Genomic DNA, 26,212 nt, shown 5'->3' with positions numbered 1-26,212 from the left:
CGGGGGATTCCTCAGAAGTTCGAAACGGCGTCAGGATAGTCGGCACCGAGGGTGGTCTTCTCCCATGTGTCGAAGTCCTTCGCCTTGGCGGCCAGACCCTTCCGCGCCAGATCGAGCGCGGGGGCGCCGAGCAGAAGATGCAGCGGCGGATTGGGGGAAGCGACGATGTCGATAATAGCCTGGGCCGCGCGGATCGGGTCCCCCGGCTGATTGCCGGAGCGCGCGAAGGTCTGCTTGCGGCGAACACCCGCCGTCTCGGCGTAATCGTCGATTTCGGTCTTGGACGCGCCGATTGAGCGGCCGGCGAAATCCGTGCGGAACGGCCCCGGCTCGACCAAAGTCACCTTGATGCCGAGCGGCGCCAATTCCAGCGCGAGCGATCCGGAGAGGCCTTCCACGGCGAATTTTGTCGCGTGGTAATAGCCGGTCGCGGGGAAGGCGATGAGACCACCGATGGACGACAGGTTGACGATGTGGCCGGTCTTGCGCGCACGCATGCCCGGAAGCACCGCCTTCGTCATGTCCACGAGGCCGAAGACATTGGTATCGAACATCTGCCGGACCGGCGCATCCTCGCCTTCCTCGATCGCAGCGAGATAGCCATAGCCTGCATTATTGACCAGAACGTCGATGCGACCGAACTTTTCCTCGGCTTGCTTCACGGCGTGGCTGATGGCATCGCCATCCGTCACGTCGAGCGGAAGCGCGATCACGCTCTCCTCATATCCTGTGACGAGATCAGTCAGTTTTGAGGCGTCACGCGCCGTCGCGACGACGCGAAAGCCCTGGTCCCGCAAGAGCAAGACCAACTCGCGGCCGAAGCCGGTCGAACAGCCGGTGATGAACCAGACCGATGTGTCTGTGTTTGACATTGTGATGTTCCTGTTCCTGTCGATTCAGCGATCGACCAGCGTCATCATTCTCTCGCCATAGCGCGGGCCTGCGATCTTGTCGGGTGCCAGCGCATCGTCGAGTGCCTGCATCTGCGTCGCGTCCAGGGCGATGGCCGCGGAGGCGATGTTCTCTTCCAGATAGGTGCGGCGCTTTGTGCCCGGAATGGGGACCAGATCATCGCCCTTGTGCAGCAGCCAGGCGAGGGCGATCTGCCCGGGCTTAGCGCCCTTCGTCGTTGCAATATCGCGCACGATCTGCGCGGCGGCGACATTCGCGTCATAGTTTTCCCCCTGATAGCGGGGATCGTTGCGACGGAAATCGTCTTCCGGATAGTCCTCGGCGCGCTTCACTTCGCCGGTCAGGAAGCCCCGCCCGAGCGGTGAGAAGGGCACCAGGCCGATACCGAGTGCGCGGATTCTAGGAATAACATCCTGCTCCAGATTGCGTTCCCAAAGCGAATATTCGCTTTGCAGGGCCGAAACGGGGAAGGTCGCATGGGCACGGCGAATGGTATCGACGCCCGCTTCGGACAGGCCGAAGAAGCGCACCTTGCCTTGCTTGACCAGGTCGCCCACGGCGCCTGCGACATCCTCGATCGGTACAGCACGATCGACGCGATGTTGATAGAGCAAGTCGATATGGTCCGTCCGCAACCGCTTCAGCGACGCCTCGACAACCTCGCGAATATGCTCAGGCCGGCTGTCTGTGCCCGACAGGCGGGCACCGTCCCCAATCTTGAAGCCGAATTTCGTGGCAATCGTCACCTGATCGCGTTTGCCGACCAGGGCACGGCCGAGCAGATCCTCGTTCGTGAAGGGTCCGTAGACTTCGGCGGTGTCGAGAAAGGTGCAGCCCAGCTCTATGGATCGATGCAATGTCGCGATCGACTCAGCCTCGTCGGCGGGACCGTATGATTGGCTCATGCCCATGCAGCCCAGGCCGATCGCAGAAACTTCCAAGCCCTGGCTGCCGAGTTTGCGGGTGTTCATTGTCATGATGAGGTCCTCAAATGATATCCAGCGGCCTTTTCTTTTGGGCCGGTGGAAAGGCGCGGTCGATCTCGGCGAGATCGGCCTCGGTCAATGTCAGGCGAGCCGCAGCGAGATTCTCCTCCAAGCGGGAGAGCGTCGCGGTCTTGGGGATCGTGAGGATCCCCGGCAGGCGAATGGCCCAGGCAAGGGCCACCTGGGCGGGTGTCGCATCATGCCGCTTGGCGATAGCGACGATGGCGGCATTCTTCAGCACCGACCCGGACTGGCCGAGCGGCGTATAGGCCATGATGGGGATGCCGTGCTCCGCACAGAAGGGCACGAGGTCGAATTCGATGCCCCGCGACGAGGGATTATACAGCACTTGGTTCGCAGCGCATCCCTCCGGAAGCGACGCCATGTCGTCGGTATCGAAATTGGACACGCCCCAGGCGCGGATTTTGCCAGCGGCCTTCAGACTCTCGAAAGCCTCGACTGTGTCTTCGACAGGCGTGCCGCCCATCCAATGCAACAGATAAAGATCGATGACATCCGTGCCGAGGCGCACGAGGCTCGCCTCGCACGCCTTGACCGTACCCCGCCGGCTGGCATTGCTCGGCGCCACTTTCGAGACGAGAAAAACCTCCTCCCGCCGGCCCTTGATGGCTTCGCCGACGACCCGTTCGGAGCCGCCATTGGCATAGATCTCAGCCGTGTCGATGAGCGTGAAGCCGAGATCGACCGCATGTCGGACGACACGTACCTCCTCGGCCTTGCGGGCCGCCGTTTCGCCCATCTTCCAGGTGCCGAGGCCCAGAACGGGTACAGACCGGCCGTCCGGCAGGGTCACCTTTCTCATTCCGCTGCGTCCTTTTCTGCGATGCGCATGAGGCGCAGGAAGTTGCCGCCCCAGAGCGCCGCAATGGCGGGCTGGTCATAGCCACGCCGCATGAGTTCCGCCGTGACATTGGCGCTCTCGCTCGCGTCCCGCCAGCCGACCACGCCGCCGCCGCCATCGAAATCCGAGCCGATACCGACATGATCGATGCCGATGCGTGCCACCGCATGGTCGATATGGTCGGCGAAGTCGCTCAGCGTCACCTCGGCTTCGCGCTTTCCTGCTTTGACGAAGAAGGACACGAGCGTGACCTGCACCACGCCGCCGCTGGCACCCAGGGCGTCAAGCTGTTCGTCATCCAGGTTGCGCGGATGATCGCACAGCGCGCGCATGCAGGAATGGGTGGCGACCACCGGCGTGCGGGACGCCTCCACCGCCTGCAGCATCCCGGGCTTCGAGACGTGGGAGACATCGACCATCATGCCGAGGCGATTCATGCGCGCAATGGCCTCGTGGCCGAGGGCAGACAGGCCGCCATGCAAGGTCGGCGCGTCCTCCAGGTCTTTGCGCGGCACCGATGAGTCGGACAATGCGTTGTGGCCATTATGCGTGAGGGTCATGTAGCGGGCGCCGAGGGCGCGGTAGAGGTCGAGGTTACCCACATCCTCCCCCATCGCGTGACCATTCTCGACGGCGGGAATGATCGCCACCGCGCCGTCGAGCCGGGCGGCTTCGATTTCTGCCACCGACGTCGCGATGCGGCCGGGAATGGCGGTCCCGGCAGGCTCGCCCATCGCGCGGATCGCCTTCAGCATGGCGATGGCGCGGTCATGCGACTGGGCGAAGCCGGCGGCATCCAATCGTCCCTGCGGGATATAGGCGGCGAAGCAGCCGGCACCGATGCCCCCGCGCCGCATCTTGGGCAGATCGACGCGGCGAGGCCCGTCCTGGAAGGGGCTGGGGCCGGGCGGCCAGGGAATGTCGATATGGCTGTCGATTGTCAGCAGCGCGTCATGCAACAGCCGATGGTCCGGGAGCGGGAGAGCGTTCATGCCCTGAGCTTCGCCGGGATCGCCGCGCCGTCAAGTGCGGGGCAGCCCCGACGGGCCAATCACCCTACTTCTTGATCACGGGAACGCCCTTGACCGGAGCGCCGGGTGTGCCGGTGCGCACCTGAGACCGGATCGTGGCAACGAGCTGGTCACATTTATGGACTTCGCCGGTGCCGAAATCGATCGTCGGCAGGATCGCCAGCGGTGCCGCGACGAAGCCGAGAACGACCGCCAGGCCGCCACGCGCGACCAGCGGCGCCACCTTCACGCCGATGCTCGGATGCTTGAGCGTGCCGCTGATGGTGAGGGGCGTCGGCAGGGAGCCGATGCTGAACTTCTTCGACCGGGTTGCCGCCTGGAAATCGATCGTCTGGCTTTTGAGGTCCAGGGTGCCCTTGCCGACGATCAGCGCCTCTGCCGTATCCACCACCAGGGCACGGGTCGTGACCAGACCATGGGTCAACGCGAAGTCGCCCACGAAGCATTCCACATTGGTCTGGCGTGGCACGCCGAGCGCGGACAGCAGGGCATTGCCGAATTCCAGACCCGAGATATCGATAAGCAAGGCGCTGAGATTGCCGCCCGACATATAGATTGCGAGGCCGCCATTGCCGTTGCCCAGCCAGGTCGCGATAGAATCGCCGGTGGCGTCCAGCACGGCGCGACCGCCGATGGCGCCGTTGCCTTTGAAGAGATGGGTGGAGGCCATGATGCGGGACAGATCGACCTGATCGAAATGGATATCCGCCTTGGCTTTGATCTGCTTCTCCGCCTCCGGTGTCAGGGCGATGTCGCCGCTGACCTTGCCCTTGCCGATGGTGAAGGTGAGGGGGTGCAGGTTAATGGCGCCGTCGATGATATCGAGTTTGACGATCAGGCTATCGAGCGGGATGGAGCGGCCCTCGATTTTGTCGCCGACGTAGTTCAAGTGAATATTGGCGGCATTCAGCTTGGGCAGGTTGAAGGGCGTGGTGGGCAATAGGCTGCTGCTACGGGCATTGGTGGTCGCGGCCTCTCGGCGCTGCGCCGTGGTCGAGACTTTCGTCGTCGGCCGACCCGGATTGGTGCCGATGAAGCCGCCGAGATCGGCCAGATCGACCCGGCGCGACTTCAGGTCCATCGTCACGTCCGGCTTCGTGCCTTCCGGCTGCTCCGTAATCGTGCCCTCGACATCGCTATTGCCGACGACGCCTTTGAAATCGTCGAAATGGATGCGTTTTGTTTCGCGCACGTAGTTCAGCTTGCCGGTGATCTTATACGCTGGCGTCTTGGGGATCGGGATGCCGGTGAGCGGATAGAGGTCCTCCATATCGACGCCCGACAGCGTCAGATTGAGGTCCGTGCCCGCGAAGGCCAGCGGGTCCTGCACGGTGCCGACCAGGGCGACATGGGTCTGGCCATTGGTGATCTTGAGGTCGATCGGGAATGGTTTGGTCTTATCGGTGACCGTCAGAATGGCGCCGGCCCGCAGATCGGCAGTCACCGGCTGCTTGGCATAGGTGCCCTTCGCCTGGGCGGTGATTTCATCCGTTTGACCATTCTGAGCCACGACGCCTTCGGCGCTTTGCGTCGCAATCTGGGCGGTGAGATCCGTCTTCAGATTCGGGATTTCGGCGTGAAGCTGCCCGGCCTCGATCGTCAGCCGGCCCAATTTGGGGGAGGCGGCGGGTGGCGCGCCGGGCTTGGTGGGCGCCGATGGCTTGATTGTGACGGTGTAATTGTTGGTCCCGTCCGCAAGGCCGCGCAGTTCCATCACCGGATGATCGACGTCGATCAGCGGGATTGAGACGATGCGGGTGTGGATATAGGCCATGACGTCGAGGTCGACGCCGAGATGGGCGATCTGGGCCAGGGGCGGAACATCGGCCTCGAAGCCGGTCGGATTGGCGACCACCACGTTGTCGGCGACGATCCGGGTCGTGCGGCCGAGGCGAACATGCAGATGGGAGATGGTGACTTTGCGCCCGATCTGGGCGGAGGCCTGAGCATCGACGAACGGGATGAACCAGTCCCAGCTCCAGAACAGGATGATCAGAACGATGATCAGCACCGGGATGCCGAGAAAAATGCCGATCTTCGTGCCGGTACGCCGTGTCATGCCCTGGTCCGCCTCGCTAGGTTAACGCGATTTAAGGGCGGGCAGGGAGATTACATCTGTTAGGCGCCTGATCTTGTGACGAAAACGCGTGACTGTCTGTATCGAAACGGATACATTTCGCATCATGAAGCGCGTCACATTCCTGGGTGACAGCCTCGGCCGTGTGCGTGACTTCCCCCCGGAAGCGCGGTCTGAGGTCGGTTTCCAGATTCGAGAGCTGCAACAGGGACGTGACCCTTCGGACTGGAAACCGTTGAAGACCGTCGGGCAGGGTGTGCGTGAAATACGGGTTCATGAAGCGACGGGTACGTTTCGCGTGATCTACCTCGCCACACTACCCGATCGCGTGCTTGTTCTTCACGCCTTCCAGAAGAAGACCACGCGCACGACTTCAAGAGACCTTGAGCTAGCAACGAATAGACTGCGAACATGGATGGAATGATGATGGAGTCTCAAAGCTTCGAGGATGTTTTTGACGCCCTTGCCGATACGCCCGCCGAGGCCGCGAACATGAAAGCCCGCGCGACCCTTCTGGCGGCTTTGGTTGATCGTGTGACGTCCTGGGGTTTGATACAGGAGGAAGCGGCTGCGCGGCTTGGCGTCACCCGTCCGCGCCTCAACGACCTTCTTCGCGGTAAGTTAGGGAAGTTCTCTCTGGACGCTTTAGTGAACATGACGACGGCGGCCGGATTGGTTTTGGAAATCCGCGTGGCGGAAGCAGCCTAGTGACCGACCGAAGCAAGGACGCCGTCGTGACGCTCTCTACCGCTGATGAGGCCGATTTGGCGGCGGGCGACGCCAACTCGACATCTCATTATTCGCCGACAGCCCTTTTGCACGGCTGGAAGAGTTCGACGCCGGATTAGTCCGGAAGAAATCTCAGTTCCGCGAGCTGGCCTTTCATCGTCCCCCGCGCACTTGATGCACCCGGCGAGGGGTGCGGGCCTCCGAGCGCCCCGCCTGGTGGTCAAGCCCGAGGTTTTTGGCATGACGACTGAAGCGCACCCTCTTCCAGCCCGGCCGCAGGCGCCCTATACGCGGCCAACCCGGAGGACGCGGTCATGATCAAGTTCTACTATAACCTTGCCCCGAACCCGATGAAGGTCGCCCTCTTTCTCGAAGAGTCCGGCCTGCCCTATGAGGCGATTCCCATCGATAGCCGGAAAGGGGAGCAATTTTCTGCCGCCCTGACCGCCCTCAACCCCAATAACAAAGTGCCCGTGATCCAGGATGGGGAGGTGACGGTCTTCGATAGCAACGCCATCCTGCTCTACCTCGCCGAAAAGACCGGAACCTTCCTGCCGGAACAGACGCCGGTCGCGCGCGGGGAAATGCTGTCTTGGCTGATGTTCGTCGCGACCGGCATCGGACCCTATTCCGGCCAGGCAGTTCATTTCCGCCATTTCGCGCCCGAGCCCAAGGAATATGCTGTGGGCCGTTATGACTTTGAGGCGCGGCGCCATTACGGCATCTTCGACGACCGGCTCGCCGACCGCCCCTATGTGCTCGGCGAGACCTATACCATCGTCGACATGGCGCTGTGGGGCTGGTCCCGCATGGTGCCCTTCCTGCTCGGCACGCCGGAGGCCTGGGCCACGATGCCGCATCTCAAGCGCTGGTTCGATGATATCAGCGCGCGGCCGGCGGCCGTCCGCGCCACCGCCCTCAAGGACCGCCACGCCTTCAAAACCGAGATGGACTCAGAAGCCCGCGGTCATATGTTCCGCCATATCGTAACCCCGGCCTGAGGCGACTGACCTGATTATGAGAGACGGAATGTCGCGCGACTTCGAGCAGCCCCGCCGCTCGATGGTGATGGGCCTGAATGGGATGGCCGCAACCTCCCACCCCTCGGCGACGCTCGCCGCGATCGAGGTGCTGAAGGACGGCGGTAATGCCATGGATGCCGCCATCGCCGCCTGCGCCGTGCAATGCGTGGTCGAACCAGGCATGACCGGCATTGGTGGGGATTGCTTCGCCCTCTATGCGCCTCAGGGCGGTCCGACCATCCATGCCTTCAATGGCGCCGGCCGATCGCCCGCCGCGACCGACGCAGCGAAGCTGCGTGCGCGCGGCCTCACCGCCATCCCCGAGAATTCGCCGCATGCTGTGACCATTCCAGGCGCGGTCGATGCCTGGTGCCAATTGGCGGCCGACCACGGGTCATTGCCGCTGGCACGGCTGCTGGAACCCGCCATCGCCTTCGCACAGGACGGCTTCGCCGTGGCGCCGCGCGTCGCTTATGACTGGGCGGAGTGCGAGACCCTGCTGGGGGAACGCGCCGCCGCCAGCGCGAGCTATCTGCTGGGTGGCAGCGCGCCCGCCGCCGGCACCATCCATTATTTCCCCGAACTCGCCAACACGCTGCAGGCCATCGGCGCCCAGGGTCGCCGCGCCTTCTATGAGGGCGCCGTCGCGGCGGAGATGGTCGCCACACTCAAGGCCGAAGGTGGCGTCCATAGTTTGGACGATTTCGCCCAGGCCGGCGGCAATTACGTGACGCCCATCCGGACCCGGTTTCGCGACTATCACGTGCATGAATGCCCGCCGCCCGGGCAGGGCATCATCGCCCTGCTGATCCTCAACATCCTGTCGATGTTTCCGGGCAAGGGCGATCCGCTCGACCCCGCACGCCTGCATCTGGAGATCGAGGCCGCGCGCCTCGCCTATGCCGTCCGCAATGCGATCCTCGCGGAAGGGTCCCCGGCCTCCATCGACACGCTTCTTTCGAAGGACTTTGCCGCCGACCTCGCGGCGCGGATCGACCCTGAGCGGGCGGCGACGGAACTGCCGTCCTTTGCCGGGCCCGAGCATCGCGACACAGTTTACCTCACCGTCGTGGATAAGGATCGCAACGTCGCGAGCTTCATCAACTCGGTCTTTTCGAGTTTTGGCAGCGGTATCGTGGCGGCTGAAAGCGGCGTGCTGCTCCATAACCGAGGCATGAGCTTCACGCTGGAGGAAGGCCACCCGAATACCTTCGCGCCCGGTCGCCAGCCGATGCACACCATCATTCCGGGCATGCTGACGAAGGGCGACCGCGTGCAAATGCCCTTCGGCGTCATGGGCGGGCACTTTCAGGCCATGGGCCATGCCCATCTTCTGACGAAGGTGATCGATTACGGTCTCGATCCGCAGACCGCGATCGATCTGCCGCGGCTGTTCCCATCGCACGGAACGGCGACGGTAGAGGCCGAGGCCACCTTGCCCGCCGCCAGCCGGGAAGGGCTGGAGGCGCGGGGCCATAGCCTCACCCCGGCGGACGGGCCGATCGGCGGCGCCCAGGCGATTTGGATCGACTGGGATGAAGGCGTGCTGCTCGGCGCGTCCGAGCCCCGTAAGGACGGCTGCGCCCTCGGGTATTGAGTGGTTTGGTGGATTGCGCTGCGCTGATCCACCCTACGACATCACGTAGGGCGGAAGAGCGAAGCGTAAACCGCCGTGGAACCGGGTGGGTGCCAAACGTTGACAGCGGGGGCACCGCCGTGATGGGGGAGCGGGTATGAGATCTGCCCGCACGCTTCTCCTGGTTCTGTGTCTCGCCCTTGGCGTCTTCGGCTCGGCGCGGGCGGCTGATGCCCCCGCAGCGGGGCTGACGGCGTCGGAAACCCAGCAATTGTTGGATGTGTTGCAGAACCCGCAAAAGCGGGCGCAGCTAATCTCGACGCTCCAAAGCCTGCGCAAGGTTGTTCCCGCATCGGGGGTCGTGGTTCCGGTTCAGGTCGTCACGGCACCGACTGCGACGCCGGCCGCCGCGCCCGCCAAGAAAACCGTGGCGCTCAAGAAAGACAGCCTCGCCTCCGACCTGCTCGACAGTGCCGGTGGCGTGTACGATCAGATCGATACCAGCCTGAGTGCCACCGCCGTCAGTATCATCGACTATCAGGAATTCGTGGTCTGGGCGGATCAGGTCAGCCGCGATCCGGGCATGCTCCAGACCGTGCTGCATGCCATCTGGCGTTTGGCGATCATCCTCGTGGCCTCGCTCCTGGCGGAATACGCGGCCTGGCGCGTGACCCGCCGGCTGTATGACCGGATGGGGCGCGAGCGGGTTCAAGGTGAGACGGAGGCTGAGGCCGAGGCGACCACGCCGCCAGCCCGAGTGACGTCGAAGCGGATCGGGCCACGGGCCCGGATAGGACTAAAGCCGCTGCACAGCGGCTGGCTGCTGTTGAAGCGGCTGCCGTTCATTCTGTTCGCGCTTTTATTGGACGCGTTTCCGACCGCCGTCTTTCTAGCCGTCGCGACGCTGATCCTCGCGACGCCGTTGGCACAGGGCAATAACACCCGCCTGGCGATCATCGCCATCATCAATGCCTATGTCGGATGCCGCCTGTTTCTGTCCGTCGCGCGGGCCGTCATCTGCTCGCCCAGCGCCAGGCTGCGGCTGGTACATGTCTCCAACGACGCGGCCGGCTTCCTCTCCGTCTGGATCCGCAGGCTCGCTTTGGTCGTCGTCTTCGGCTCTGCCATCACGCAGATCGGCGCTCTATGCGGCATGAACCAGGCGATGCAGCTCACCATCACGCGGCTCCTGGGGCTGATCGTGCATGGCATGCTCATCGTCATGGTGCTGAAGCGCCGCACCCAGGTCGCAGCATGGCTGAGCGGAAGCACGCCCGGCGCCTGGCATGACCTCAAGGTCCGCGCAGCCAGCACCTGGCATATCCAGGCGATCATCCTCATCGTTCTGGTCTGGATCGTCTATGCGACCCAGGTGCAGAACGGGCTCGGCCGTCCGCTCCATGTCATCCTCATGACGATGGGGCTGCTGATCCTGTTCCGGATCGTCTCCGTCATTATCCTTGGCGCCCTGGACCGCATTTTCGCGCTCGGTGTCAGCCAGACCGACGGCCGTTACGCGCTGATCGGCACCCGCGCCGCCCGCTATCACGGGCCGCTGCGCGTGCTGGTCAATATCGTGATGAGCGTCGGTTTCTTCCTGGTCCTGTTCCAGTTCTGGGGTGTCGATGCCGTGACCTGGTTCGCGGTCGGCGCGCTCGGCGGCCGGCTGGTCAGCTCCTTCGCGACCATCCTGGTGACCCTCGTCATTGCGGTGATCGTGTGGGAGACGATCAACTTCGTCATGCAGGTCTATATGGACGAGCTGTCCCAGCAGGGCGCGCATGTTCGCGTCGCTCGGCTGCGCACGGTGGTGCCGCTGCTGCGCAACGCCCTGATGATCGCGCTGCTGGTGGTGATCGCGCTGACGGCGCTGAGCGAGATCGGCATCAATATCGCGCCGCTGCTCGCCGGCGCCAGCATCCTCGGCGTCGCCATCGGCTTCGGGTCCCAGAAGCTGGTGCAGGACTTCATCACCGGCATCTTCCTGTTGCTCGAAAATGCCATGCAGGTGGGAGATTGGGTGACCGCCGCCGGCCTGTCCGGCACGGTCGAGAACCTGTCCATCCGCACCCTGAGGCTGCGGGCGGGGGATGGATCGGTCCACCTCATTCCCTTCAGCGCTGTCTCGACCGTCACCAATACCAATCGCGGCATCGGCAATGCCTCCGTCTCCGTCAGCATCTCCTATGACGAGGATACCGACCGGGTGGGCAAGCTGCTCAGCCAGATCGCGCTCGATATGCGGGGCGAGGCGGACTTCAGGGACGGGATGCTCAGCGACCTGCAATACTGGGGCGTGGATAAGATCGACGGCACCACGGCGACGCTTGCCGGACAGATCGTCTGCACGGATGGCGCGCGCTGGGGTGTGCAACGGGAATACAATCGCCGGGTCAAGCTGGTGTTTCAGGAGAACGGGATTCGCATGATGCCCTCGGCCACCATCATGAGCTTTCAGCATCCGCTGGACGTGCGCATCGACACTGTTCAGCCTGAGACGATTGAACCGCCAGAGGCGACCCCGGCGCCGACCGCCTCCAAGATCGACCAGCCACCGCCTTCGGATCATAGTTGATCCATGCCCCTCCTGTTCTGGCGTGCCCGCCCCATTCCCGTCGTCGAGCTGCGCGGCGTCATTGCTGGCCGCGCCGGCGCTCTTAATCTGCAATCGGCCGGGCCTTTGATCGAGCGCGGCTTCGCCCTCGCCAAGACCGGCGGTAAACGGCTCATCCTGGCGGTGGACAGCCCCGGCGGCTCCCCGGTGCAGTCTGACCTGATCGGCCAGTTCATCCGCAGGCGGGCGGTCGAGACGGGCGTCAAAGTCACGGCCGTCATCGGCGATGTCGGCGCCTCGGGCGGCTATTGGATCGCCTGCGCAGCGGATGAGATCCGCGCCAATCCGATGAGCATCGTGGGCTCCATCGGCGTCATCGGCGGCGGCTTCGGCGTGGACCGGCTGCTGCGCCGGCTAGACGTCGATCGCAGGCTCTATACCGCCGGCGCCAATAAGGGCCGGCTCGATCCTTTCAGCCCGGAGCGGCCGGAGGATTTGGAATTCACCCGCGCCCTGCTCGAAGACCTCCACGGTCACTTCAAGGATTGGGTGCGCACCCGCCGGACCGGCCGGCTGCGTGCGCCGGAGGAGACGCTATTCGACGGCAGCTACATGATCGGCTCCAAGGCCCTGGCGGCCGGGCTCATCGATAGCCTCGGCGATGTCGATGGCCTGCTGCGTGAGATCGGTGGCACCCGCGCCAAATCCGTCTGGCTGCGACCGAAGCGGGCGAGGGGGCTGCTGCGTCTTTTGGGGCGCGGCGCGAGCGAGGCGGCGCTGGACATCGCGGAAACGTTGAGGCCGGAAACGCGTCTGCGGTGACTGCGCATCTTGTATCGAAATGACCGACACGCCATTTCCGGGTCTCAAAATCCGGTAATGTCGTGTCCTATCATTCACTTAGCCCTTCCGCCGTGGCCATTCCGGTCAAGGACGAGGAAAGCCATATCGGTGCGTGTCTCGCGGCGTTGCTTGGTCAAACGCAGCCGGCCGATCATATCGTTCTTCTGCTGAACAACTGCACCGATCGATCGGCCCAGATCGTCCGCCGCATGGCGTATGGCGTGGCACAGGTTCACGTGGTCGAACAGGTGTTGACAGGCGGCGAGGCCAGCGCGGGCCATGCGCGTCTGCTCGCGATGGACGCAGCCGCCGAGTTGCTTGGCAACGGAGGCGCGATCCTGACCACGGACGCGGATGGCCGCGTGCCACGCGATTGGGTGGAACGCAACCTCACCTGGCTTGCCGAGGGCTATGATGCGGTCTGCGGCATGGCGATGATCGACCCGGTGGATGAGGCCGCGATCCCCGCCCATCTCATCTCGGACGATGCTTTAGAGACCGAATACACGGCCTTGCTTGACGAAATCGACAGCATCATCGACCCGCGCGCGGATGATCCCTGGCCGCGCCACACCCATCATTCGGGGGCTAGCATCGCCGTGACCACGGCGGCCTATCGGTCGATCGGTGGCTTGCCGCAGGTCGCGGTGGGGGAGGATCGGGCCCTGATCGAGGCGTTGATGCGCCGAGACAGCCGGATCAGGCATGATCCCGCCATCCGCGTCATGGTTTCCGGTCGTGTCGTCGGCCGCGCCGACGGAGGCATGGCCGCGACCATCGCCCGCCGCATCGTGGTGCAGGATCTGTGGGCCGACGATCGGCTGGAAAGACCGGCCGCCGCCTTACGCCGCGCGCGGCTTCGCGGTGCGGCAAGGCGTGTCTGGATGGGTTTGGGCGATCCCTTGGCCATTGCGGCCGCGCTTCGCTTGCCTCCCGCGACGATTTCGGAGGCCTTGTCCACCCCCTGTTTTGGCGCCGGGTGGAGCGCTATCGAGGCGCAGAGCCCTGTGCTGCGTCGTGCCCCGGTCGCCATGGCGGCTCTGGAAGGTCTGATAGAGGAAGCGCGCTTCCTCTTGGCGCAGATGCGGCCCGAAACGACCTCCACTATAGGCGATGACGCGTTTATAACCGCGTGATGGATATCGGCATCGGTTCATCTGTCTCTACGCTCATGGCCCTCCGCGATCTCCTTCCGCGCTTGAGGATGCTTGCGCAGACGACTGATGTTAAAAAAGAATATCCGACTGAGGAAATGGCGCTCCTGGGGAGCATCGGTGTCTTTTCTGCGCCCTTCCCGGCAGAATTCGGCGGGCACGGCATCGGTGTCACGCCCGGAGAGGGCCACGCGCTGCTCACGCTTCTGCATCTCATTGGCCAGGCAAGCCTACCGGTCGCGCGTCTTGTGGAAGCCCATATCAACGCTATCCGCATCATCATGCGTTACGGAAGCCATGACCTTCAATCGATTGTATCTAAAGCAATTCACTCTGGAGGTTTGCTCGGCCTTTGGGTGACGGATCCTAGTCACGGCGGTCTCACCTATGTGGCCAATGGCGACAGAATTCTGCTCTCGGGACACAAGCAATTCTGCTCCGGTGCTGGGCGCGTCACCCATGCCGTCGTCACAGCATCGGACGGGACAGACGATCCGCCACGGCTGTTGTTTCTCGACTTGGGCCAGGGCGAGACAACCTCGCCGCTGGCCGCGTCGCTCTCCGGTATGCGCGGTGCTCTGACGGGGCAGGTCGATTTTACTGGTGTCACGACCACAGCCGACCGGCTCATCGGCGAGGCCGGCGATTACATGAAAGAGCCGGATTTCTCGGCTGGTGCATGGCGAAGCTCGGCTGCCGCGTTAGGCGGGCTGTACGGCATTCTCGACCAGATGCGGCTCCAACTTTCGGCCCGTGGTCGGCAGAACGATCCGCATCAGCGCGCCCGCTTCGGGCAGGCGCTGCTCGCGCATGAAAGCGGCTGGCTATGGTTGGAACGGGCAGGGGCGGCGGCCGAGGATTTGGTCGAGGACCCCGCTCGTATCGTGGCGATGGTCGGGCTCGCGCGTACAGCGGTGGAGCGGGCCTGTCTGGACGGCATCGAATTGGCCCAGCGCTCCCTCGGGCTCAGCGCCTTCGTGACGGATAATCCGGTTGAACGCATGAGCCGCGATTTGCAAACATATCTGCGCCAGCCGGCAGGCGATGAGGTGCTGCATCACGCAGCCGGTTACTTCATGCTACAAGGATTGCCACCGATTTAGGGAGCCCGAGCATGCGAATGGACGAGGTGCGACAGGCCTGGAACGAATTGCCGCTGGCGACGCTCGATGAGGTCTTGCAGGGCAGGGTGCCTCTCATCATCGCGCCGCACCCCGACGATGAAAGCCTGGGCTGCGGCGGCTTGATCGCGCAATGCTGCGCAGCCGGCATTCCGCCGCATGTCGTGATCCTGACCGATGGTTGTCATTCCCATCCCGGTTCGGTGACCCATCCCCCGGAACGATTGCGCAATCTGCGGGAGCAGGAGGCGCGTGACGCGCTTCTTCTCCTGGGCCTGCCGCATGGCCATAGCTGGTTTATGGGCCTGATGGACTCGGATGTGCCGAGCGCCGGCCCGAGCTTTCAGTTCGCTGCCCGCCGCATCGCGGGGATTTGTGAGAACCACGACTGCAAGGTGATCATCACCACCTGGCGCCACGATCCCCATTGCGATCACGAGGCTGCCGCGACCTTGGGTGAGCATGTGGCCGTGCGCGAAGGCATCGCGCTGCTCAGCTACCCCGTCTGGGGCTGGACCTTGCCTGACGACCAGGTGGTGGATGAGCCGCAGCCGCGCGGCTGGCGCTTGGACATCAGCAGTGAAATCGACCTCAAGCAGCAGGCAATCGCGACCCATGCGACGCAATATGGCGGTGTCGTCTTGGACGATCCTGAGGGCTTTACCTTGCCGGATGGTCTGCTCGATATCTTCCGCCGACCTGTCGAGACCTTTTTGGTCTCATGACGGCGTCCCGGGACGCGGCGCATTTCGAGCGCCTCTACGCCGCCGACCCGGATCCCTGGAAGTTTGCCACCAGCGCCTATGAGCAGGCGAAATATGCCGCGACCTTGGCGATGATCGCGGACCGGCATTACGGCACGGCTCTGGAGGTGGGCTGCTCCATCGGCGTGTTGTCGCGCCAGATTGCGCCCCTCTGTGACGCTTTCCTCGGCCTCGACATCACTGAGACGCCTCTGGTCGCGGCGCGTGCGCGATGCGCCGACATCCCGCAGGCACGCTTCGCGCGACTTGCGGTGCCGGCGGAGTGGCCGGAGGGCAGCTTCGACCTCATCCTGTTCTCGGAAGTGCTCTATTTCCTGAGCGATACGGACCTCCACCAGACGGCCGCCCTCGCGCGCACGAGCCTGGCGCCTGGGGGCCACATTTTGCTCGTCAACTGGACCGGCAAACTGGACGATCCGCAGCAGGGTGACGACGCGGCCGGAGGCTTCATCGCCGCATCGGGCCTTGCTGTGGCACGGCAGGAGCGGGGTGAGGGCTACCGTATCGACCTGCTGTCACGACCGTAAGGTTGTGCTGGAGCAGCAGGAGATCGCCGCCCTGGTGATTGAAGCGGGTCTTCCGGAAGAGATGACAGCGCCGTACCGTGCCTTAGGGTTGTTCTCGTCGATCGATGATCGTCACGCCCAAAGATCGCAGAAGATATATTATGTTAAAAGATGATCTCTTGGATCCGATTCTTCCTGTACCGATGCCTCGATATTGGACAATCAGGCCATACGCCGCTATAAGATCGGCATATGGCCGGACACGTACAGATGAGCGTTTTCGAGGTTGTCGGTGGCGTTGCCGTCATGGGCAGCGATGTGGCTCCCGGCCTCGACACCGTAACGCGCGTGCGCCGCGGCCTTCCTGTTGCAGCCGTTCAATTCCTGCTCGACACCGGCAAACTGACGCTCGCTGAGCTAGACAAGATTGTTATGCCTCGGAAGACTTTGGCAAATCGACGGAAGCTCGGGACGCTGACGGCCGAACAATCCGATCGGCTGATACGAGTGGCTCGCATCTTGGCAAGCGCCGAGGAAACCTTTGGCGATCGGGACAAAGCTGGAATTTGGCTGCGGCGACCGACGACGGCACTGGCGGGCGAACAGCCCCTGTCATTGCTCGATACCGATGAAGGGACGCGAGAGGTTGAGCGTCTACTCGGGCGCATTGATCATGGTTTGGCGGCCTGACCGTTCCTGATGCTGGCGTGGAGGATTTGCCGAAAGCCTTTCGCTGATATCGGGGGTGACGGGGCGCGGCTCTATGGGGGCCGCTGGAATACGCCCGGACGCCCGGTTCTCTATTGTGGATCGACAGCGGCACTCGCCGTCCTGGAAGTCCGCGTGCATCTTGATCTGCCGCCTGAACTTCTGCCTGCCGATTATGTTCTGATGACGATAGATCTCAACGACTTGGCCATCGAGGATGTCATGTCTTGGCCGTCCAACCCGCAGGCCTTTGGTGACGAGTGGCTGCGTGACCAGCGAACGCCCTTGCTGAGGGTTCCATCCGCAATCGTGCCCGAAAGCACGAACATCGTTCTCAATGTCGCTCATCCTGCAGCGGCAGGCGCCGCCATCGTCGAGATCCGCCCGTTCGCCTTCGACCAACGCCTCTGGCTACCGCTCCGCCCGGCGTAGCCGCCGCATCATGGCGGCCTTGGCGCCGGGCATTGCCATCGCTTGCGCAAAAACTTTCATCCGATACGCCGTGTTCAGCCCAGGCGTGTGCGAATGGTAGTCGCCGATCGCCGCCCAGATATTGTTATGCGTCTCGTCGAGATAGATGCGAAGAATCCGGCCCGCCACGGCAATGTTGAAGCAGCCGTCGGTGATCAGCCGCACCGTGACCGTCTGCGGCGGCAGACCGGTCGCCTGAGCAATCGGCCGCACCCACAGCGTGTTCACCTGCATCATGCCGAGGTCGTGGCTACCATCGCTATTGGGATGGACGGAGCCGACATAACCGCCTTCTACGGCGTGAATCGCGGGCAAGGCCCGCGCCGGCAGATGATTCGCGAAGGCAGCCGCGATCATGCAGGCCATGAACGGTGCGGGCACGGATCGCTACGGCTTCAGCGATGCGTAATAGGCTGCGAGCGCCTGAATATCGTCCGGCGTCAACTGCGCGGCGATTCCACTCATGGTATCGGCCTGCTGCCCGAGCCGATGATGCTGCTGGTACTGCCCGAGGGCATAGGCGATGTAGCCGGCATTCTGCCCGGCGAGATTGGGGAAGGTCGCATAGGGCGAGCGCCCGGCGTCGCCATGGCAGGAGGCACACAGCCCCACCTTTGCGGGCGCCGCCATCGCCGGAGACGCGAGGAGGCATGGGGCCAACAGTAATAGGAAAATAGTCCGCGATCGCATGTGATGCTCCAGACGGCTCAAGGGTTATCCCGCCACGTCCGTCTCGACAAGGGTTTCGGCGCGCAAGGCGCCTGACGGCGGCACGCGGGCCATGAGACTATCCAGCCGATCGGCCTCGGCCGCCGGCTTGTCGGCGCGAATGCGACTGATGCGGGGAAAGCGCAGTGCCACGCCAGACTTATGCCGCGTCGAAAGCTGCGCGGCGTCGAAGACGATCTCCAGCACCAGGGCCTTCTCCACCTCCCGCACCGGGCCGAATTTGCCCGTGGTGTGGCTGCGAACCCATTTGTCCAGAAACCCCAGCTCCTGGTCGGTGATGCCGGAATAGGCTTTGCCCACCGGCACCAATACGCCATCCTCCCGCCAGAGGCCGAAGGTATAGTCGGAATAGATGCTCGACCGTCGGCCATGGCCGCGCTGGGCATACATCAGCACCGCGTCGATCGACAGCGGATCGCGCTTCCACTTCCACCACGGCCCTTTCGGGCGGCCGGCGAGATAGGGGCTGTCGCCGCGCTTGAGCATCAAACCCTCGATGCTCGCGGCCCGCGCGCCGAGGCGGAGTTCGGCGAGATCTTCCGGCCCTGCGAAGGGAATGAGCGGCGAGATATCCATCCGCTCGGGGTGATGCTGCTCCACCCATTGCTCCAGCCGCACACGCCGTTCGTCGAAGGGCAGCGCGCGCAAATCCGCGTCGCCATCGAACAGGATGTCATACAGCCGCACGGCGGCCGGAAACTCCGCGAGCATCTTCGCGCCGGGCGATTTGCGGTTGAGGCGCTGCTGCAAATCGCCGAAGGGCGCGACCTGGCCGTCCCGCACCACCAGCAGCTCCCCGTCCAGCACGCCCTGAAACTCCATCGCCGCGAGGATTTCGGGAAAACCGTGGGAGATGTCTTCCGCTGTCCGGGTATAGAGGCGGTGACCACCGGCCGTGGCCACGAGTTGCACGCGAATGCCGTCCCATTTCCATTCGGCGCGATAGGCCGCCCAATCGATGCTGCCGGCGTCCGCTTCCTCCAGCGGATGGGCGAGCATCGTCGGGCGAAACACCGGCGCGCCTGCGGCGTCCGGCTTCGGCGCCCTCCCCTCCAGCCAGTCGAACAACGGTTGGTAGGGCGGCAGCAAGCCGTGCCAGACTTCTTCGATGTCATCGGCTGGAAGGCCGGCCATTTCCCCTAAGGCGATCTTGGCGAGGCGCGCCGAGGCACCGACCCGCAAGCCGCCGGTGATGAGTTTCAGCAGTGCCAACCGCTCGGAGGGGTCGCAGACATCCATCCAAGCCGCGACCCGCGCCGGCATCTCCGTCTTTGTCGTCTCGTGCAGCGCGTCCACAACCTCCGATAGGCGTGGCGCCGCGCCCGGTGCCGTATCGGGCCAGATCAGCGACACCGTCTCGGCCAGGTCGCCGACATAGTCATAAGACCATTCGAACAGCGTGGGATCGACGCGCTCGGCGGTGATCTGGCGGATCATGGCGGGTTTCGCGGCGACGAAGCTGAGATCGCCGGCGATCGCGGCCAGCGCATAGCCGCGATCGGGGTCGGGCGTATGGCTGAAATAATCCCGCAGCAGCGCGATTTTGGCGAGGCGTCCGGGCGTGAACACCAGCCGTTCCAGCAAAGCCGCGAAGGGCGTCATGCGGGCACTGCCGCTGCTAAGTCGTCCGGTGCTTCCTCGGCGGCTTCCTCGTCCTCATAGCCCACAAGGCGCAGCGCGCGGCCGCGAATCTGGCGCAGCGTGAGGGCATGGATCAGCGCTTCCTCCGAGCCATGAGTGACCCAGACTTCCGGCGCGCGGGTTTCGGCAATGCTGCGCAGAAGATCGTCCCAATCGGCGTGATCGCTGATGATCATGGGCAGTTCCACGCCGGCCATCTTGGCGCGCTGCCGCACGCGCATCCAGCCCGAGGCTCGGGCGATCACCGGGTCGTTGAACCGCCGCGCCCAACGATCGGCGCAGGCTGCCGGCGGTGCGACCACGATGGCGCCCTTGAACGCCTCCTTCTTCGCGACCGTCGCGGGGCGGAGATCGCCGAGGCGGATGCCACTCGCCTCATAGAGGGCACACAGCGCCGCCAGGGCGCCGTGGATATAGATCGGCGCGTCCCATCCGGCGGCCCGCAGTTCCGCGATCACGCGTTGCGATTTGCCGAGGGAATAGGCGCCAATAATGTGGGTGCGTTCGGGAAAGATCGTGAGGCTCTTGAGGAGTTTCGCAATCTCATGCTGGGGCGGCGGATGCCGGAAGACCGGAAAACCGAAGGTCGCTTCTGTCACGAAGACATCGCACTCCACGGGCTCGAAGGGCGCGCAGGTAGGATCAGGCTGGCGCTTGTAATCGCCACTGACCACGGCGCGGCTACCCCGCCACTCCATCACGATCTGGGCGGAGCCGAGCACATGGCCGGCGGGAACCAGGGTGACGGTGAGTTCGCCGATGGTGAGGGGCTGGTGGTAGCCGAGCGCCTGTTGGCGCTCACCGGCGCGGCCTTCGCCCATGCGCGACCGCATGATGGCCAGGGTTTCCGGCGTCGCCATGACGGCGCCATGGCCGGCGCGGGCATGATCGGAATGGCCGTGGGTGATGACGGCGCGGGGCACCGCGCGCAGCGGGTCGATGAAGAAGTCGCCCGGCTCGCAATACAGGCCTTGCGGTAGCACGCGCATCCAGGTCTCGGGGTGAGGTGCGGCCATTGGCGCAGTATATGGGATCGCGGCGCTTACGTCGGAAGCCCCGCCTCCCGCAACGCCCGCTTCATGAAGACGTCGAGGAAATCCCGCAGGTCGTTGACGCTTTCGGCCGAGAGAAAGACCGGCGCGGTTATCACCACCTCACCCTCGGCGAGGCCAAATACCGCCCGGCGCGTGCCGCCATCCGGTTTCGGCGAGGAGACCGCGACAGGCGCGGAGAAGGGTGGCGGCTCGGACCCTATTTCAGCCTCCAGAAGCTGCTTCGTTTCCCGATAGGCGCGCACAGCCGCCTCGGCGGCCGGGGGAATGAAGCCCCGCGTCACCAGCCAGGCGCGGATGGAGCCATCACTCGCCTGGCCGCTCGCGAACCGCTGGTCCAACTCGCCGAACAATTCCGGGCGGGATGCGGCCTCCCGCAGCGCCGCCACACGCTCCGGTGCGCCCGCTGGAAAGGCCAGAATGCGCACGGCGAGGTCCGAAACGCGGGTGTCCTCGCCCCTGCCCTCCAGCAATCCAAACTTTCCAAGCGCCGCCAGCACCGCGAGCGACTTGCCGTTGAGGCCGGAATAGCCCAGCCGCTCGGCCGCAAGATCACGCGTCAGCGTGCTCTGGTAATCGCGCTTGTAAACGCTTGAGACGCGCTGCAACGCCTCCTTGAGGCCAATCTGCGGGTAATTGGGGCTTCGACTGCGCGCCATCGTGCGGTTTTCCTGCGTTACATCCGTCTTACGGCGGCTTCTTTGGGCGTGCAAGCGGTAACGCGTGTGCGTTATAAAACGTAATATAGACGTCAGTATGACGGAAGTGCCCTTATCCCCATTCATCCACAGGCTGCGAACGCTCTCCGCCCCACGTGCTTGTGGATAGAGTTGTCCCTGGTTCATCACCGCCCTTGGGTTCAAAAGAATTCGCGCTATGTTCTCATTGCCATGAGCCGACGCCGCCTCCCTCCCCAAGCGACGCCCATTCCCGCGCGCTTTTCAGCGTGGTTCGCGGCGCGTGGCTGGTCGGTGCGACGCCATCAGCGCGATGTGCTGGCGGAGGTACAGGCTGGCCATCACGTCCTGCTCATCGCGCCCACCGGTGGCGGCAAGACGCTGGCAGGTTTCCTGCCGAGCCTGATCGAACTGTCCGAGCGGCCGCCTTTAGCGGCTGACGCGCCGCTGCCGGGCGTCCATACCCTCTATCTCAGCCCGCTGAAGGCGCTTGCGACCGATATCGCCCGAAACCTGACCGAGCCGGTGGAGGAGATGGCACTCCCCATCCGCATCGAGACGCGGACCGGGGACACGCCGCAGAACCGTCGCGCCCGGCAGCGGGAGATGCCGCCCGATATCCTGCTGACGACGCCGGAGAGCCTCGCTCTGCTGCTGTCGCTCGACGGCGCGTCCGATATGTTCCGCAACCTCCGCTCCGTCATCATCGATGAGGTTCATGCCCTGGCGGGCACCAAGCGCGGCGATCTGCTCGCGTTAGGCCTTGCGCGCCTGTCCCGCCTGGCGCCGCAAGCCCGGCGGATCGGCCTGTCCGCCACCGTCGCCCACAAGGAGGCGCTGGCAACCTATGTCTCCGGCAGCGAAATGCGCGACGACTTGCGGTTGATCGAGGTCGCCGATCCGTCCCCGCCCGACCTCACCATCATGCTGCCGCAGGGCCATCTGCCCTGGGGCGGGCATATGGGCCTCGCCTCCGCGCCCGACATCCTAGAAAAGGTGAAAGCCGCCGGCCTCACCATCATTTTCGTCAATACCCGCGCCCAGGCCGAGCTGCTGTTCCAGGACATCTGGCGCATCAATGAGGACACGCTGCCGATCGCCATCCATCACGGCAGCCTGGACATCGCGCAGCGCCGCAAGGTCGAGGCCGCGATGGCAGCGGGCAGCCTGCGTGCCGTCATTGCCACCTCCTCCCTCGATCTCGGCATCGATTGGGGCGGTGTCGATCAGGTCATCCAGGTCGGCGCGCCCAAGGGCGTGTCCCGCCTGCTGCAGCGCGTCGGCCGCGCCAATCACCGCATGGATGAAACCAGCGTCGCCATCCTGGTGCCCGCCAATCGCTTCGAGGTGCTGGAATGCGAAGCGGCGCGCCAGGGCGTTGCGGCCCGCGAGCTGGACGGCGACGCGCCCCGGCCTGGCGGCCTGGATGTCTTGGCGCAGCACCTATTGGGCCTCGCCTGTGCCGGGCCGTTTCACCCCGATGACGCCTTTGCGGAAGTCACCTCCGCCGCGCCCTATGCGACGCTCGATCGCGAAACGTTCACGGCGGTTTTGAGCTTCGTGGAAGATGGCGGCTACGCCCTGCAAGCCTATGAGCGTTATCGAAAACTGTTCCGCGACGCCGAGGGATTGGTCCATGTCCGTAACGCCCGCGTCGCCCGGCAATACCGCATGAATATCGGCACCATCGTCGAAGCGCCGATGATCAAGCTGCGCCTCGGGCGCGGGCCGATGCTGGGCGAGGTCGAGGAATGGTTCGTCAGCAGCCTGACGCCGGGCGACACCTTCATCTTCGCCGGCCGGCTTTTACGCTTCATGCGCTTGCGGGAAATGACGGCAGAGGTCGCGGATGGCGGATCCGGTACGCCGAAGGTGCCGACCTATGCCGGCGCGCGCCTGCCTTTGACGACGGGCCTCGCCGCCCGTGTCCGCGCCATGCTGCACGACCCCGCACAATGGCCGGCCTTTCCGGGCCCGGTGCGCGAATGGCTCGCGATCCAGCAGGCGCGGTCTTCCCTGCCCGGTGAGGATGACCTGATGGTCGAGACCTTTCCACGCGGCGGGCGTTGGTTTCTGGTCGCCTATTGCTTTGAGGGCCGCAACGCACACCAGACCCTTGGCATGTTGCTGACCCGGCGGATGGAGCGGCTCGGCATGGGTCCGCTGGGCTATGTCGCGACCGATTACGTCATCGCCGTCTGGTCCGCGCATGAGCCGCATGACATGGACGCGCTGTTCCACGAAGACATGCTGGGCGACGATCTCGAATCCTGGATGGCCGAAAGCTCCATGCTTCGCCGCACATTTCGCAATGTCGCGGTCATCGGCGGGCTGATCGACCGGCAGATGCCGGGGGCCGAGCGCAACCGGCGCCAGGTGACGGTGAACAGCGACCTGATTTACGACGTGCTGCGTCGCCACCAGCCGGACCATATTCTGCTGCGCGCGACCTGGGCGGATGCGGCGGGCGGCTTGACCGATCTCGGCCGACTGTCGGGCATGCTGCAGCGGGTGCGCGGCCGGGTGCGGCAAGTGCGGCTCGACCGGGTGTCGCCCCTCGCGGTGCCCGTTCTGCTGGAAATCGGACGCGAGCAGGTTCAGGGCATGGGCGTGGAGGATCTTCTCGCCGAGGCGGAGGCTCTTGTCAGCGAAGCGACGGGGGAGGAACATCCTGAGAACGTGCTTGCACGAACATCACGATCAGACCCGAAGTTGACCTGAGATATGAAGTTTTCCACTGAGGTTTTCCGCTCCCGATGACGTCTTCAAGACCTACTCGTTCTGTCGTCATCTGCGCACTCGATGCGCGGATCCATGGGCGCCCATGGATCCACGGGTCAAGCCCGTGGATGACGGTAAGGGGTGTCGGGGTGTTCAATTGACCAACGCCGCGCCGCTTCACCTCGCCGGTGAGCGCCTGATGCTAGACCCGTCTGGCGCCGCCTATTGGCCGGCGCGGAACATGCTGATCCTCGCGGATCTTCATCTGGAAAAAGGCTCCGCCGCCGCCAGTCGTGGCAGGCTGCTGCCGCCCTATGACAGCCGCACCACGCTCGACCGCATGGCCCTGCTCCTGCGGCATTATTCGCCCAAAACGGTGCTCGCGCTGGGCGATAGCTTTCATGATTGCGGCGGCGCCGATCGCCTCCAGACGGCAGACCGCGCGCGCCTCGCCACTATGGCCAAGACGGTCAATTTCCTCTGGGTCCTGGGCAATCACGACCCCCATTTGCCGGCCGATCTGCCGGGCGAGGTCGCGGAGGAGTTCGCCGATCTGCCGCTGACCTTCCGGCATGAGGCGCGAGCGACCAGCAACGACGCCGAAATCTGCGGCCACCATCACCCCAAGGCGACAGTGCCGGTGCGGGGCGCCAGTGTCACTCGACCGTGCTTTGTGACGGACGGGCATCGCCGTCTCATCATGCCGGCCTTTGGGAGCTACACGGGCGGCTTAGACGTGGCGGATAAAGCCATCGCCGGCCTCTTCCCCCGTGGTGGACGTATTTTTCTGCTGGGCAAAGACCGCTTGTACCATTTCCAGCTCGCCCGCTCACGCGTGGCCGCTTAATGCGACCCTGGCTCGCATTTCTGGTTCTGCTTGGCGCAGCGGTGCTGGAAGCGGGCGGAGACGCCATCGTCCGGCGCGGGTTGCACGGCGCGTACACCCCGGCCCTGCGACTCGGGTTGATCGCGGTCGGCGGCTTGGTGCTTCTCGCCTATGGCGTCACGGTCAATCTGCCGCCCTGGGATTTCGGGCGGCTGCTGGGCATTTACGTGACGCTGTTCTTTCTCGTCGCCCAGATCATCAATGGTGTGGTGTTCGGCGTCGCGCCCACGATGCCGGTCATCGTGGGCGGCGCCCTCATCATCGCAGGCGGATTGGTGATGACGGTCTGGAAGGCGTGAGCCTCAGCGCAATGGCTCAGCGGGCGGGCACGCCGACGATGATGTCCACGCGGCGGACTTCGATCTTGGACATCGGCACGTCCGGCTGAACCGCGCCGTTCGGCTTGATGGAAATGCGCGCGGGATCGACGCCATCGGCTACGAGTCGCGCGGTCACGGCCTCGCCGCGTTGCGTGTCGATGCCAGGGACTTCGACATAGTGATGGCCCGCAGGCGCCATATAGGCCGACAGGATGACCGGCTCATCGGCATGCGCATTGGCAAATTTCGCCGCCGCATCGATCGTGCCGAGCGCGCCATTGGTGATGGCCGCCGAGGTGGGGTCGAAGAACACCGGAAAGCCCTGCCCCGCCGACTTGGGCATGATCAAGGCGCAGGCGCCGAGCGAAAAGACCAGAGGAAGCCCGACGAGCCAGCGCATTTTCAATACCTACAGAAGGTTACGAAGATGTGCTGGCTCTAAATGAGGGCGGCTACCGCGTCAATCAAAGCTGAGTGACGCGGTCACACCGTCAGCCCCTTATTGCCAGTGCTGCGGAATCCAAACCCACCGATCGTCGCGCCGACCCCAGTGACCCGGAACGAAATGGGCATAGTGCGGACCCCAGGCGACGTAGTGGCCGGCAAACCACGCATAGTGGTAACCGTCCCACCGCCAATGACCCGGCTGCCAGACCATGCGTGGCCCGGCCGGCGGCGGCGGAGGCATCCGCTCGAACCGCGGCGGCGGCAGCGGCGGGTAGGGATATTGCTGCGCCTGAGCGGGCGCGGATGTTGTCGCCAGCATGCCACCGGCGGCCGCGATGCCGGCTAGGCTGAGAAGGCCCAAACGGCCGATCAAACCTCGACGCTTCATGATAGATTCTCCTAGGTCGCGTTGAACCTTCGACC

At 64.4% G+C, this 26,212-nt stretch carries 27 protein-coding genes; 15 read left to right on the top strand and 12 right to left on the bottom strand.

The window, feature by feature from the left end:
- Positions 1-11: 11 nt before the first annotated feature.
- From QP803_RS08755 to QP803_RS08735, 5 genes are all read right to left on the bottom strand, one after another.
- Positions 12-872 (bottom strand): oxidoreductase, encoded by an 861-nt coding sequence (locus QP803_RS08755; RefSeq protein WP_284947383.1) that lies wholly within the window; start codon positions 870-872, stop codon positions 12-14.
- A gap of 24 nt (positions 873-896) precedes the next feature.
- Complete coding sequence (locus QP803_RS08750; protein ID WP_350356074.1) at positions 897-1,889, bottom strand: aldo/keto reductase; 993 nt, start codon at positions 1,887-1,889, stop codon at positions 897-899.
- Between the two features lie 10 nt (positions 1,890-1,899).
- Entirely contained in the window at positions 1,900-2,721 is an 822-nt protein-coding gene (locus QP803_RS08745) for an aldo/keto reductase (protein WP_284947382.1), read from the bottom strand.
- Entirely contained in the window at positions 2,718-3,752 is a 1,035-nt protein-coding gene (locus QP803_RS08740) for a dipeptidase (protein WP_284947381.1), read from the bottom strand. The genes QP803_RS08745 and QP803_RS08740 overlap by 4 nt, the downstream gene beginning before the upstream one ends.
- Before the next feature lie 64 nt (positions 3,753-3,816).
- Positions 3,817-5,850 (bottom strand): AsmA family protein, encoded by a 2,034-nt coding sequence (locus QP803_RS08735; protein ID WP_284947380.1) that lies wholly within the window; start codon positions 5,848-5,850, stop codon positions 3,817-3,819.
- Positions 5,851-5,974: 124 nt separating this feature from the next.
- On the opposite strand from QP803_RS08735, the gene QP803_RS08730 reads away from it, so the two are divergent.
- From QP803_RS08730 to QP803_RS08675, 12 genes are all read left to right on the top strand, one after another.
- A complete protein-coding gene (locus QP803_RS08730) occupies positions 5,975-6,292 on the top strand; it encodes a type II toxin-antitoxin system RelE/ParE family toxin (protein WP_284947379.1) in 318 nt (105 codons plus the stop codon).
- Complete coding sequence (locus QP803_RS08725; protein WP_284947378.1) at positions 6,292-6,576, top strand: helix-turn-helix domain-containing protein; 285 nt, start codon at positions 6,292-6,294, stop codon at positions 6,574-6,576. Before QP803_RS08730 ends, QP803_RS08725 begins: the two co-directional genes overlap by 1 nt.
- 335 nt (positions 6,577-6,911) lie before the next feature.
- Entirely contained in the window at positions 6,912-7,598 is a 687-nt protein-coding gene (locus tag QP803_RS08720) for a glutathione S-transferase family protein (RefSeq protein ID WP_284947377.1), read from the top strand.
- 28 nt (positions 7,599-7,626) lie between these two features.
- Complete coding sequence (locus tag QP803_RS08715; RefSeq protein ID WP_284947376.1) at positions 7,627-9,216, top strand: gamma-glutamyltransferase family protein; 1,590 nt, start codon at positions 7,627-7,629, stop codon at positions 9,214-9,216.
- A 136-nt stretch (positions 9,217-9,352) separates the two neighbouring features.
- Entirely contained in the window at positions 9,353-11,770 is a 2,418-nt protein-coding gene (locus QP803_RS08710; protein WP_284947375.1) for a mechanosensitive ion channel domain-containing protein, read from the top strand.
- 3 nt (positions 11,771-11,773) lie between these two features.
- The gene (locus tag QP803_RS08705) at positions 11,774-12,571 is read left to right on the top strand and encodes a S49 family peptidase (protein WP_284947374.1); all 798 of its coding nucleotides are present in this window, start codon (positions 11,774-11,776) and stop codon (positions 12,569-12,571) included.
- A gap of 62 nt (positions 12,572-12,633) precedes the next feature.
- Positions 12,634-13,728: a glycosyltransferase family 2 protein gene (locus tag QP803_RS08700; protein ID WP_284947373.1), complete on the top strand. Its 1,095-nt coding sequence runs from the start codon at positions 12,634-12,636 to the stop codon at positions 13,726-13,728.
- Entirely contained in the window at positions 13,728-14,849 is a 1,122-nt protein-coding gene (locus tag QP803_RS08695) for an acyl-CoA dehydrogenase family protein (RefSeq protein WP_350356073.1), read from the top strand. Before QP803_RS08700 ends, QP803_RS08695 begins: the two co-directional genes overlap by 1 nt.
- An 11-nt stretch (positions 14,850-14,860) precedes the next feature.
- Positions 14,861-15,592, top strand: a complete 732-nt coding sequence (locus QP803_RS08690; RefSeq protein ID WP_284947371.1) for a PIG-L deacetylase family protein — start codon at positions 14,861-14,863, stop codon at positions 15,590-15,592.
- On the top strand, positions 15,589-16,158 hold the full coding sequence (locus QP803_RS08685; RefSeq protein ID WP_284947370.1) for a class I SAM-dependent DNA methyltransferase: 570 nt from the start codon (positions 15,589-15,591) through the stop codon (positions 16,156-16,158). Before QP803_RS08690 ends, QP803_RS08685 begins: the two co-directional genes overlap by 4 nt.
- A 249-nt stretch (positions 16,159-16,407) precedes the next feature.
- Positions 16,408-16,827 carry an Xre family toxin-antitoxin system antitoxin gene (locus tag QP803_RS08680; RefSeq protein ID WP_284947369.1) on the top strand — a complete coding sequence of 140 codons (420 nt, stop codon included), beginning with the start codon at positions 16,408-16,410 and terminating at the stop codon, positions 16,825-16,827.
- Between the two features lie 9 nt (positions 16,828-16,836).
- Positions 16,837-17,277, top strand: coding sequence for an RES family NAD+ phosphorylase (locus tag QP803_RS08675; RefSeq protein ID WP_284947368.1), 441 nt, complete (start codon positions 16,837-16,839; stop codon positions 17,275-17,277).
- Here the strand turns inward: QP803_RS08675 and QP803_RS08670 are convergent.
- The 5 genes from QP803_RS08670 to QP803_RS08650 form a co-directional block, all read right to left on the bottom strand.
- Complete coding sequence (locus QP803_RS08670; RefSeq protein WP_284947367.1) at positions 17,257-17,697, bottom strand: lytic transglycosylase domain-containing protein; 441 nt, start codon at positions 17,695-17,697, stop codon at positions 17,257-17,259. The genes QP803_RS08675 and QP803_RS08670 overlap by 21 nt on opposite strands.
- A gap of 6 nt (positions 17,698-17,703) precedes the next feature.
- Positions 17,704-17,946, bottom strand: a complete 243-nt coding sequence (locus QP803_RS08665) for a c-type cytochrome (RefSeq protein ID WP_284947366.1) — start codon at positions 17,944-17,946, stop codon at positions 17,704-17,706.
- Positions 17,947-18,030: 84 nt separating this feature from the next.
- The gene (locus QP803_RS08660; protein WP_284947365.1) at positions 18,031-19,647 is read right to left on the bottom strand and encodes a cisplatin damage response ATP-dependent DNA ligase; all 1,617 of its coding nucleotides are present in this window, start codon (positions 19,645-19,647) and stop codon (positions 18,031-18,033) included.
- The gene (locus QP803_RS08655) at positions 19,644-20,702 is read right to left on the bottom strand and encodes a ligase-associated DNA damage response exonuclease (protein ID WP_284947364.1); all 1,059 of its coding nucleotides are present in this window, start codon (positions 20,700-20,702) and stop codon (positions 19,644-19,646) included. The genes QP803_RS08660 and QP803_RS08655 overlap by 4 nt, the downstream gene beginning before the upstream one ends.
- A 26-nt stretch (positions 20,703-20,728) precedes the next feature.
- The gene (locus QP803_RS08650) at positions 20,729-21,397 is read right to left on the bottom strand and encodes a hypothetical protein (protein ID WP_284947363.1); all 669 of its coding nucleotides are present in this window, start codon (positions 21,395-21,397) and stop codon (positions 20,729-20,731) included.
- 231 nt (positions 21,398-21,628) lie between these two features.
- Between QP803_RS08650 and QP803_RS08645 the strand changes: the two genes are divergently transcribed.
- The 3 genes from QP803_RS08645 (at position 21,629) to QP803_RS08635 (ending at position 25,321) form a co-directional block, all read left to right on the top strand.
- On the top strand, positions 21,629-24,136 hold the full coding sequence (locus tag QP803_RS08645; protein ID WP_284947362.1) for a ligase-associated DNA damage response DEXH box helicase: 2,508 nt from the start codon (positions 21,629-21,631) through the stop codon (positions 24,134-24,136).
- A gap of 103 nt (positions 24,137-24,239) precedes the next feature.
- Positions 24,240-24,983 (top strand): ligase-associated DNA damage response endonuclease PdeM, encoded by a 744-nt coding sequence (gene pdeM, locus QP803_RS08640; RefSeq protein WP_284947361.1) that lies wholly within the window; start codon positions 24,240-24,242, stop codon positions 24,981-24,983.
- Positions 24,983-25,321 carry a hypothetical protein gene (locus QP803_RS08635; protein ID WP_284947360.1) on the top strand — a complete coding sequence of 113 codons (339 nt, stop codon included), beginning with the start codon at positions 24,983-24,985 and terminating at the stop codon, positions 25,319-25,321. The genes pdeM and QP803_RS08635 overlap by 1 nt, the downstream gene beginning before the upstream one ends.
- 16 nt (positions 25,322-25,337) lie before the next feature.
- Here QP803_RS08635 and QP803_RS08630 read toward each other — a convergent pair whose 3' ends face one another.
- Together QP803_RS08630 and QP803_RS08625 are read right to left on the bottom strand one after the other, a co-directional pair.
- A complete protein-coding gene (locus QP803_RS08630; RefSeq protein ID WP_284947359.1) occupies positions 25,338-25,742 on the bottom strand; it encodes an OmpA family protein in 405 nt (134 codons plus the stop codon).
- A 99-nt stretch (positions 25,743-25,841) separates the two neighbouring features.
- On the bottom strand, positions 25,842-26,177 hold the full coding sequence (locus QP803_RS08625) for a hypothetical protein (RefSeq protein WP_284947358.1): 336 nt from the start codon (positions 26,175-26,177) through the stop codon (positions 25,842-25,844).
- Positions 26,178-26,212 lie beyond the last annotated feature (35 nt).

This window comes from Acidisoma sp. PAMC 29798, assembly GCF_030252425.1.
Taxonomy (GTDB): domain Bacteria; phylum Pseudomonadota; class Alphaproteobacteria; order Acetobacterales; family Acetobacteraceae; genus Acidisoma; species Acidisoma cladoniae.
The sequence above is the reverse complement of the archived record's forward strand: the minus strand, read 5'-3'. Positions and strand labels throughout refer to the sequence as shown.

Coding starts and splice junctions, on each gene's coding strand:
- QP803_RS08755 (WP_284947383.1), bottom strand. CDS start 872: ATGTCAAACACAGACACATCGGTCTGGTTCATCACCGGCTGTTCGACC.
- QP803_RS08750 (WP_350356074.1), bottom strand. CDS start 1,889: ATGACAATGAACACCCGCAAACTCGGCAGCCAGGGCTTGGAAGTTTCT.
- QP803_RS08745 (WP_284947382.1), bottom strand. CDS start 2,721: ATGAGAAAGGTGACCCTGCCGGACGGCCGGTCTGTACCCGTTCTGGGC.
- QP803_RS08740 (WP_284947381.1), bottom strand. CDS start 3,752: ATGAACGCTCTCCCGCTCCCGGACCATCGGCTGTTGCATGACGCGCTG.
- QP803_RS08735 (WP_284947380.1), bottom strand. CDS start 5,850: ATGACACGGCGTACCGGCACGAAGATCGGCATTTTTCTCGGCATCCCG.
- QP803_RS08730 (WP_284947379.1), top strand. CDS start 5,975: ATGAAGCGCGTCACATTCCTGGGTGACAGCCTCGGCCGTGTGCGTGAC.
- QP803_RS08725 (WP_284947378.1), top strand. CDS start 6,292: ATGATGGAGTCTCAAAGCTTCGAGGATGTTTTTGACGCCCTTGCCGAT.
- QP803_RS08720 (WP_284947377.1), top strand. CDS start 6,912: ATGATCAAGTTCTACTATAACCTTGCCCCGAACCCGATGAAGGTCGCC.
- QP803_RS08715 (WP_284947376.1), top strand. CDS start 7,627: ATGTCGCGCGACTTCGAGCAGCCCCGCCGCTCGATGGTGATGGGCCTG.
- QP803_RS08710 (WP_284947375.1), top strand. CDS start 9,353: ATGAGATCTGCCCGCACGCTTCTCCTGGTTCTGTGTCTCGCCCTTGGC.
- QP803_RS08705 (WP_284947374.1), top strand. CDS start 11,774: ATGCCCCTCCTGTTCTGGCGTGCCCGCCCCATTCCCGTCGTCGAGCTG.
- QP803_RS08695 (WP_350356073.1), top strand. CDS start 13,728: ATGGATATCGGCATCGGTTCATCTGTCTCTACGCTCATGGCCCTCCGC.
- QP803_RS08690 (WP_284947371.1), top strand. CDS start 14,861: ATGCGAATGGACGAGGTGCGACAGGCCTGGAACGAATTGCCGCTGGCG.
- QP803_RS08685 (WP_284947370.1), top strand. CDS start 15,589: ATGACGGCGTCCCGGGACGCGGCGCATTTCGAGCGCCTCTACGCCGCC.
- QP803_RS08680 (WP_284947369.1), top strand. CDS start 16,408: ATGAGCGTTTTCGAGGTTGTCGGTGGCGTTGCCGTCATGGGCAGCGAT.
- QP803_RS08675 (WP_284947368.1), top strand. CDS start 16,837: ATGCTGGCGTGGAGGATTTGCCGAAAGCCTTTCGCTGATATCGGGGGT.
- QP803_RS08665 (WP_284947366.1), bottom strand. CDS start 17,946: ATGGCGGCGCCCGCAAAGGTGGGGCTGTGTGCCTCCTGCCATGGCGAC.
- QP803_RS08660 (WP_284947365.1), bottom strand. CDS start 19,647: ATGACGCCCTTCGCGGCTTTGCTGGAACGGCTGGTGTTCACGCCCGGA.
- QP803_RS08655 (WP_284947364.1), bottom strand. CDS start 20,702: ATGGCCGCACCTCACCCCGAGACCTGGATGCGCGTGCTACCGCAAGGC.
- QP803_RS08650 (WP_284947363.1), bottom strand. CDS start 21,397: ATGGCGCGCAGTCGAAGCCCCAATTACCCGCAGATTGGCCTCAAGGAG.
- QP803_RS08645 (WP_284947362.1), top strand. CDS start 21,629: ATGAGCCGACGCCGCCTCCCTCCCCAAGCGACGCCCATTCCCGCGCGC.
- pdeM (WP_284947361.1), top strand. CDS start 24,240: ATGGATCCACGGGTCAAGCCCGTGGATGACGGTAAGGGGTGTCGGGGT.
- QP803_RS08635 (WP_284947360.1), top strand. CDS start 24,983: ATGCGACCCTGGCTCGCATTTCTGGTTCTGCTTGGCGCAGCGGTGCTG.
- QP803_RS08630 (WP_284947359.1), bottom strand. CDS start 25,742: ATGCGCTGGCTCGTCGGGCTTCCTCTGGTCTTTTCGCTCGGCGCCTGC.
- QP803_RS08625 (WP_284947358.1), bottom strand. CDS start 26,177: ATGAAGCGTCGAGGTTTGATCGGCCGTTTGGGCCTTCTCAGCCTAGCC.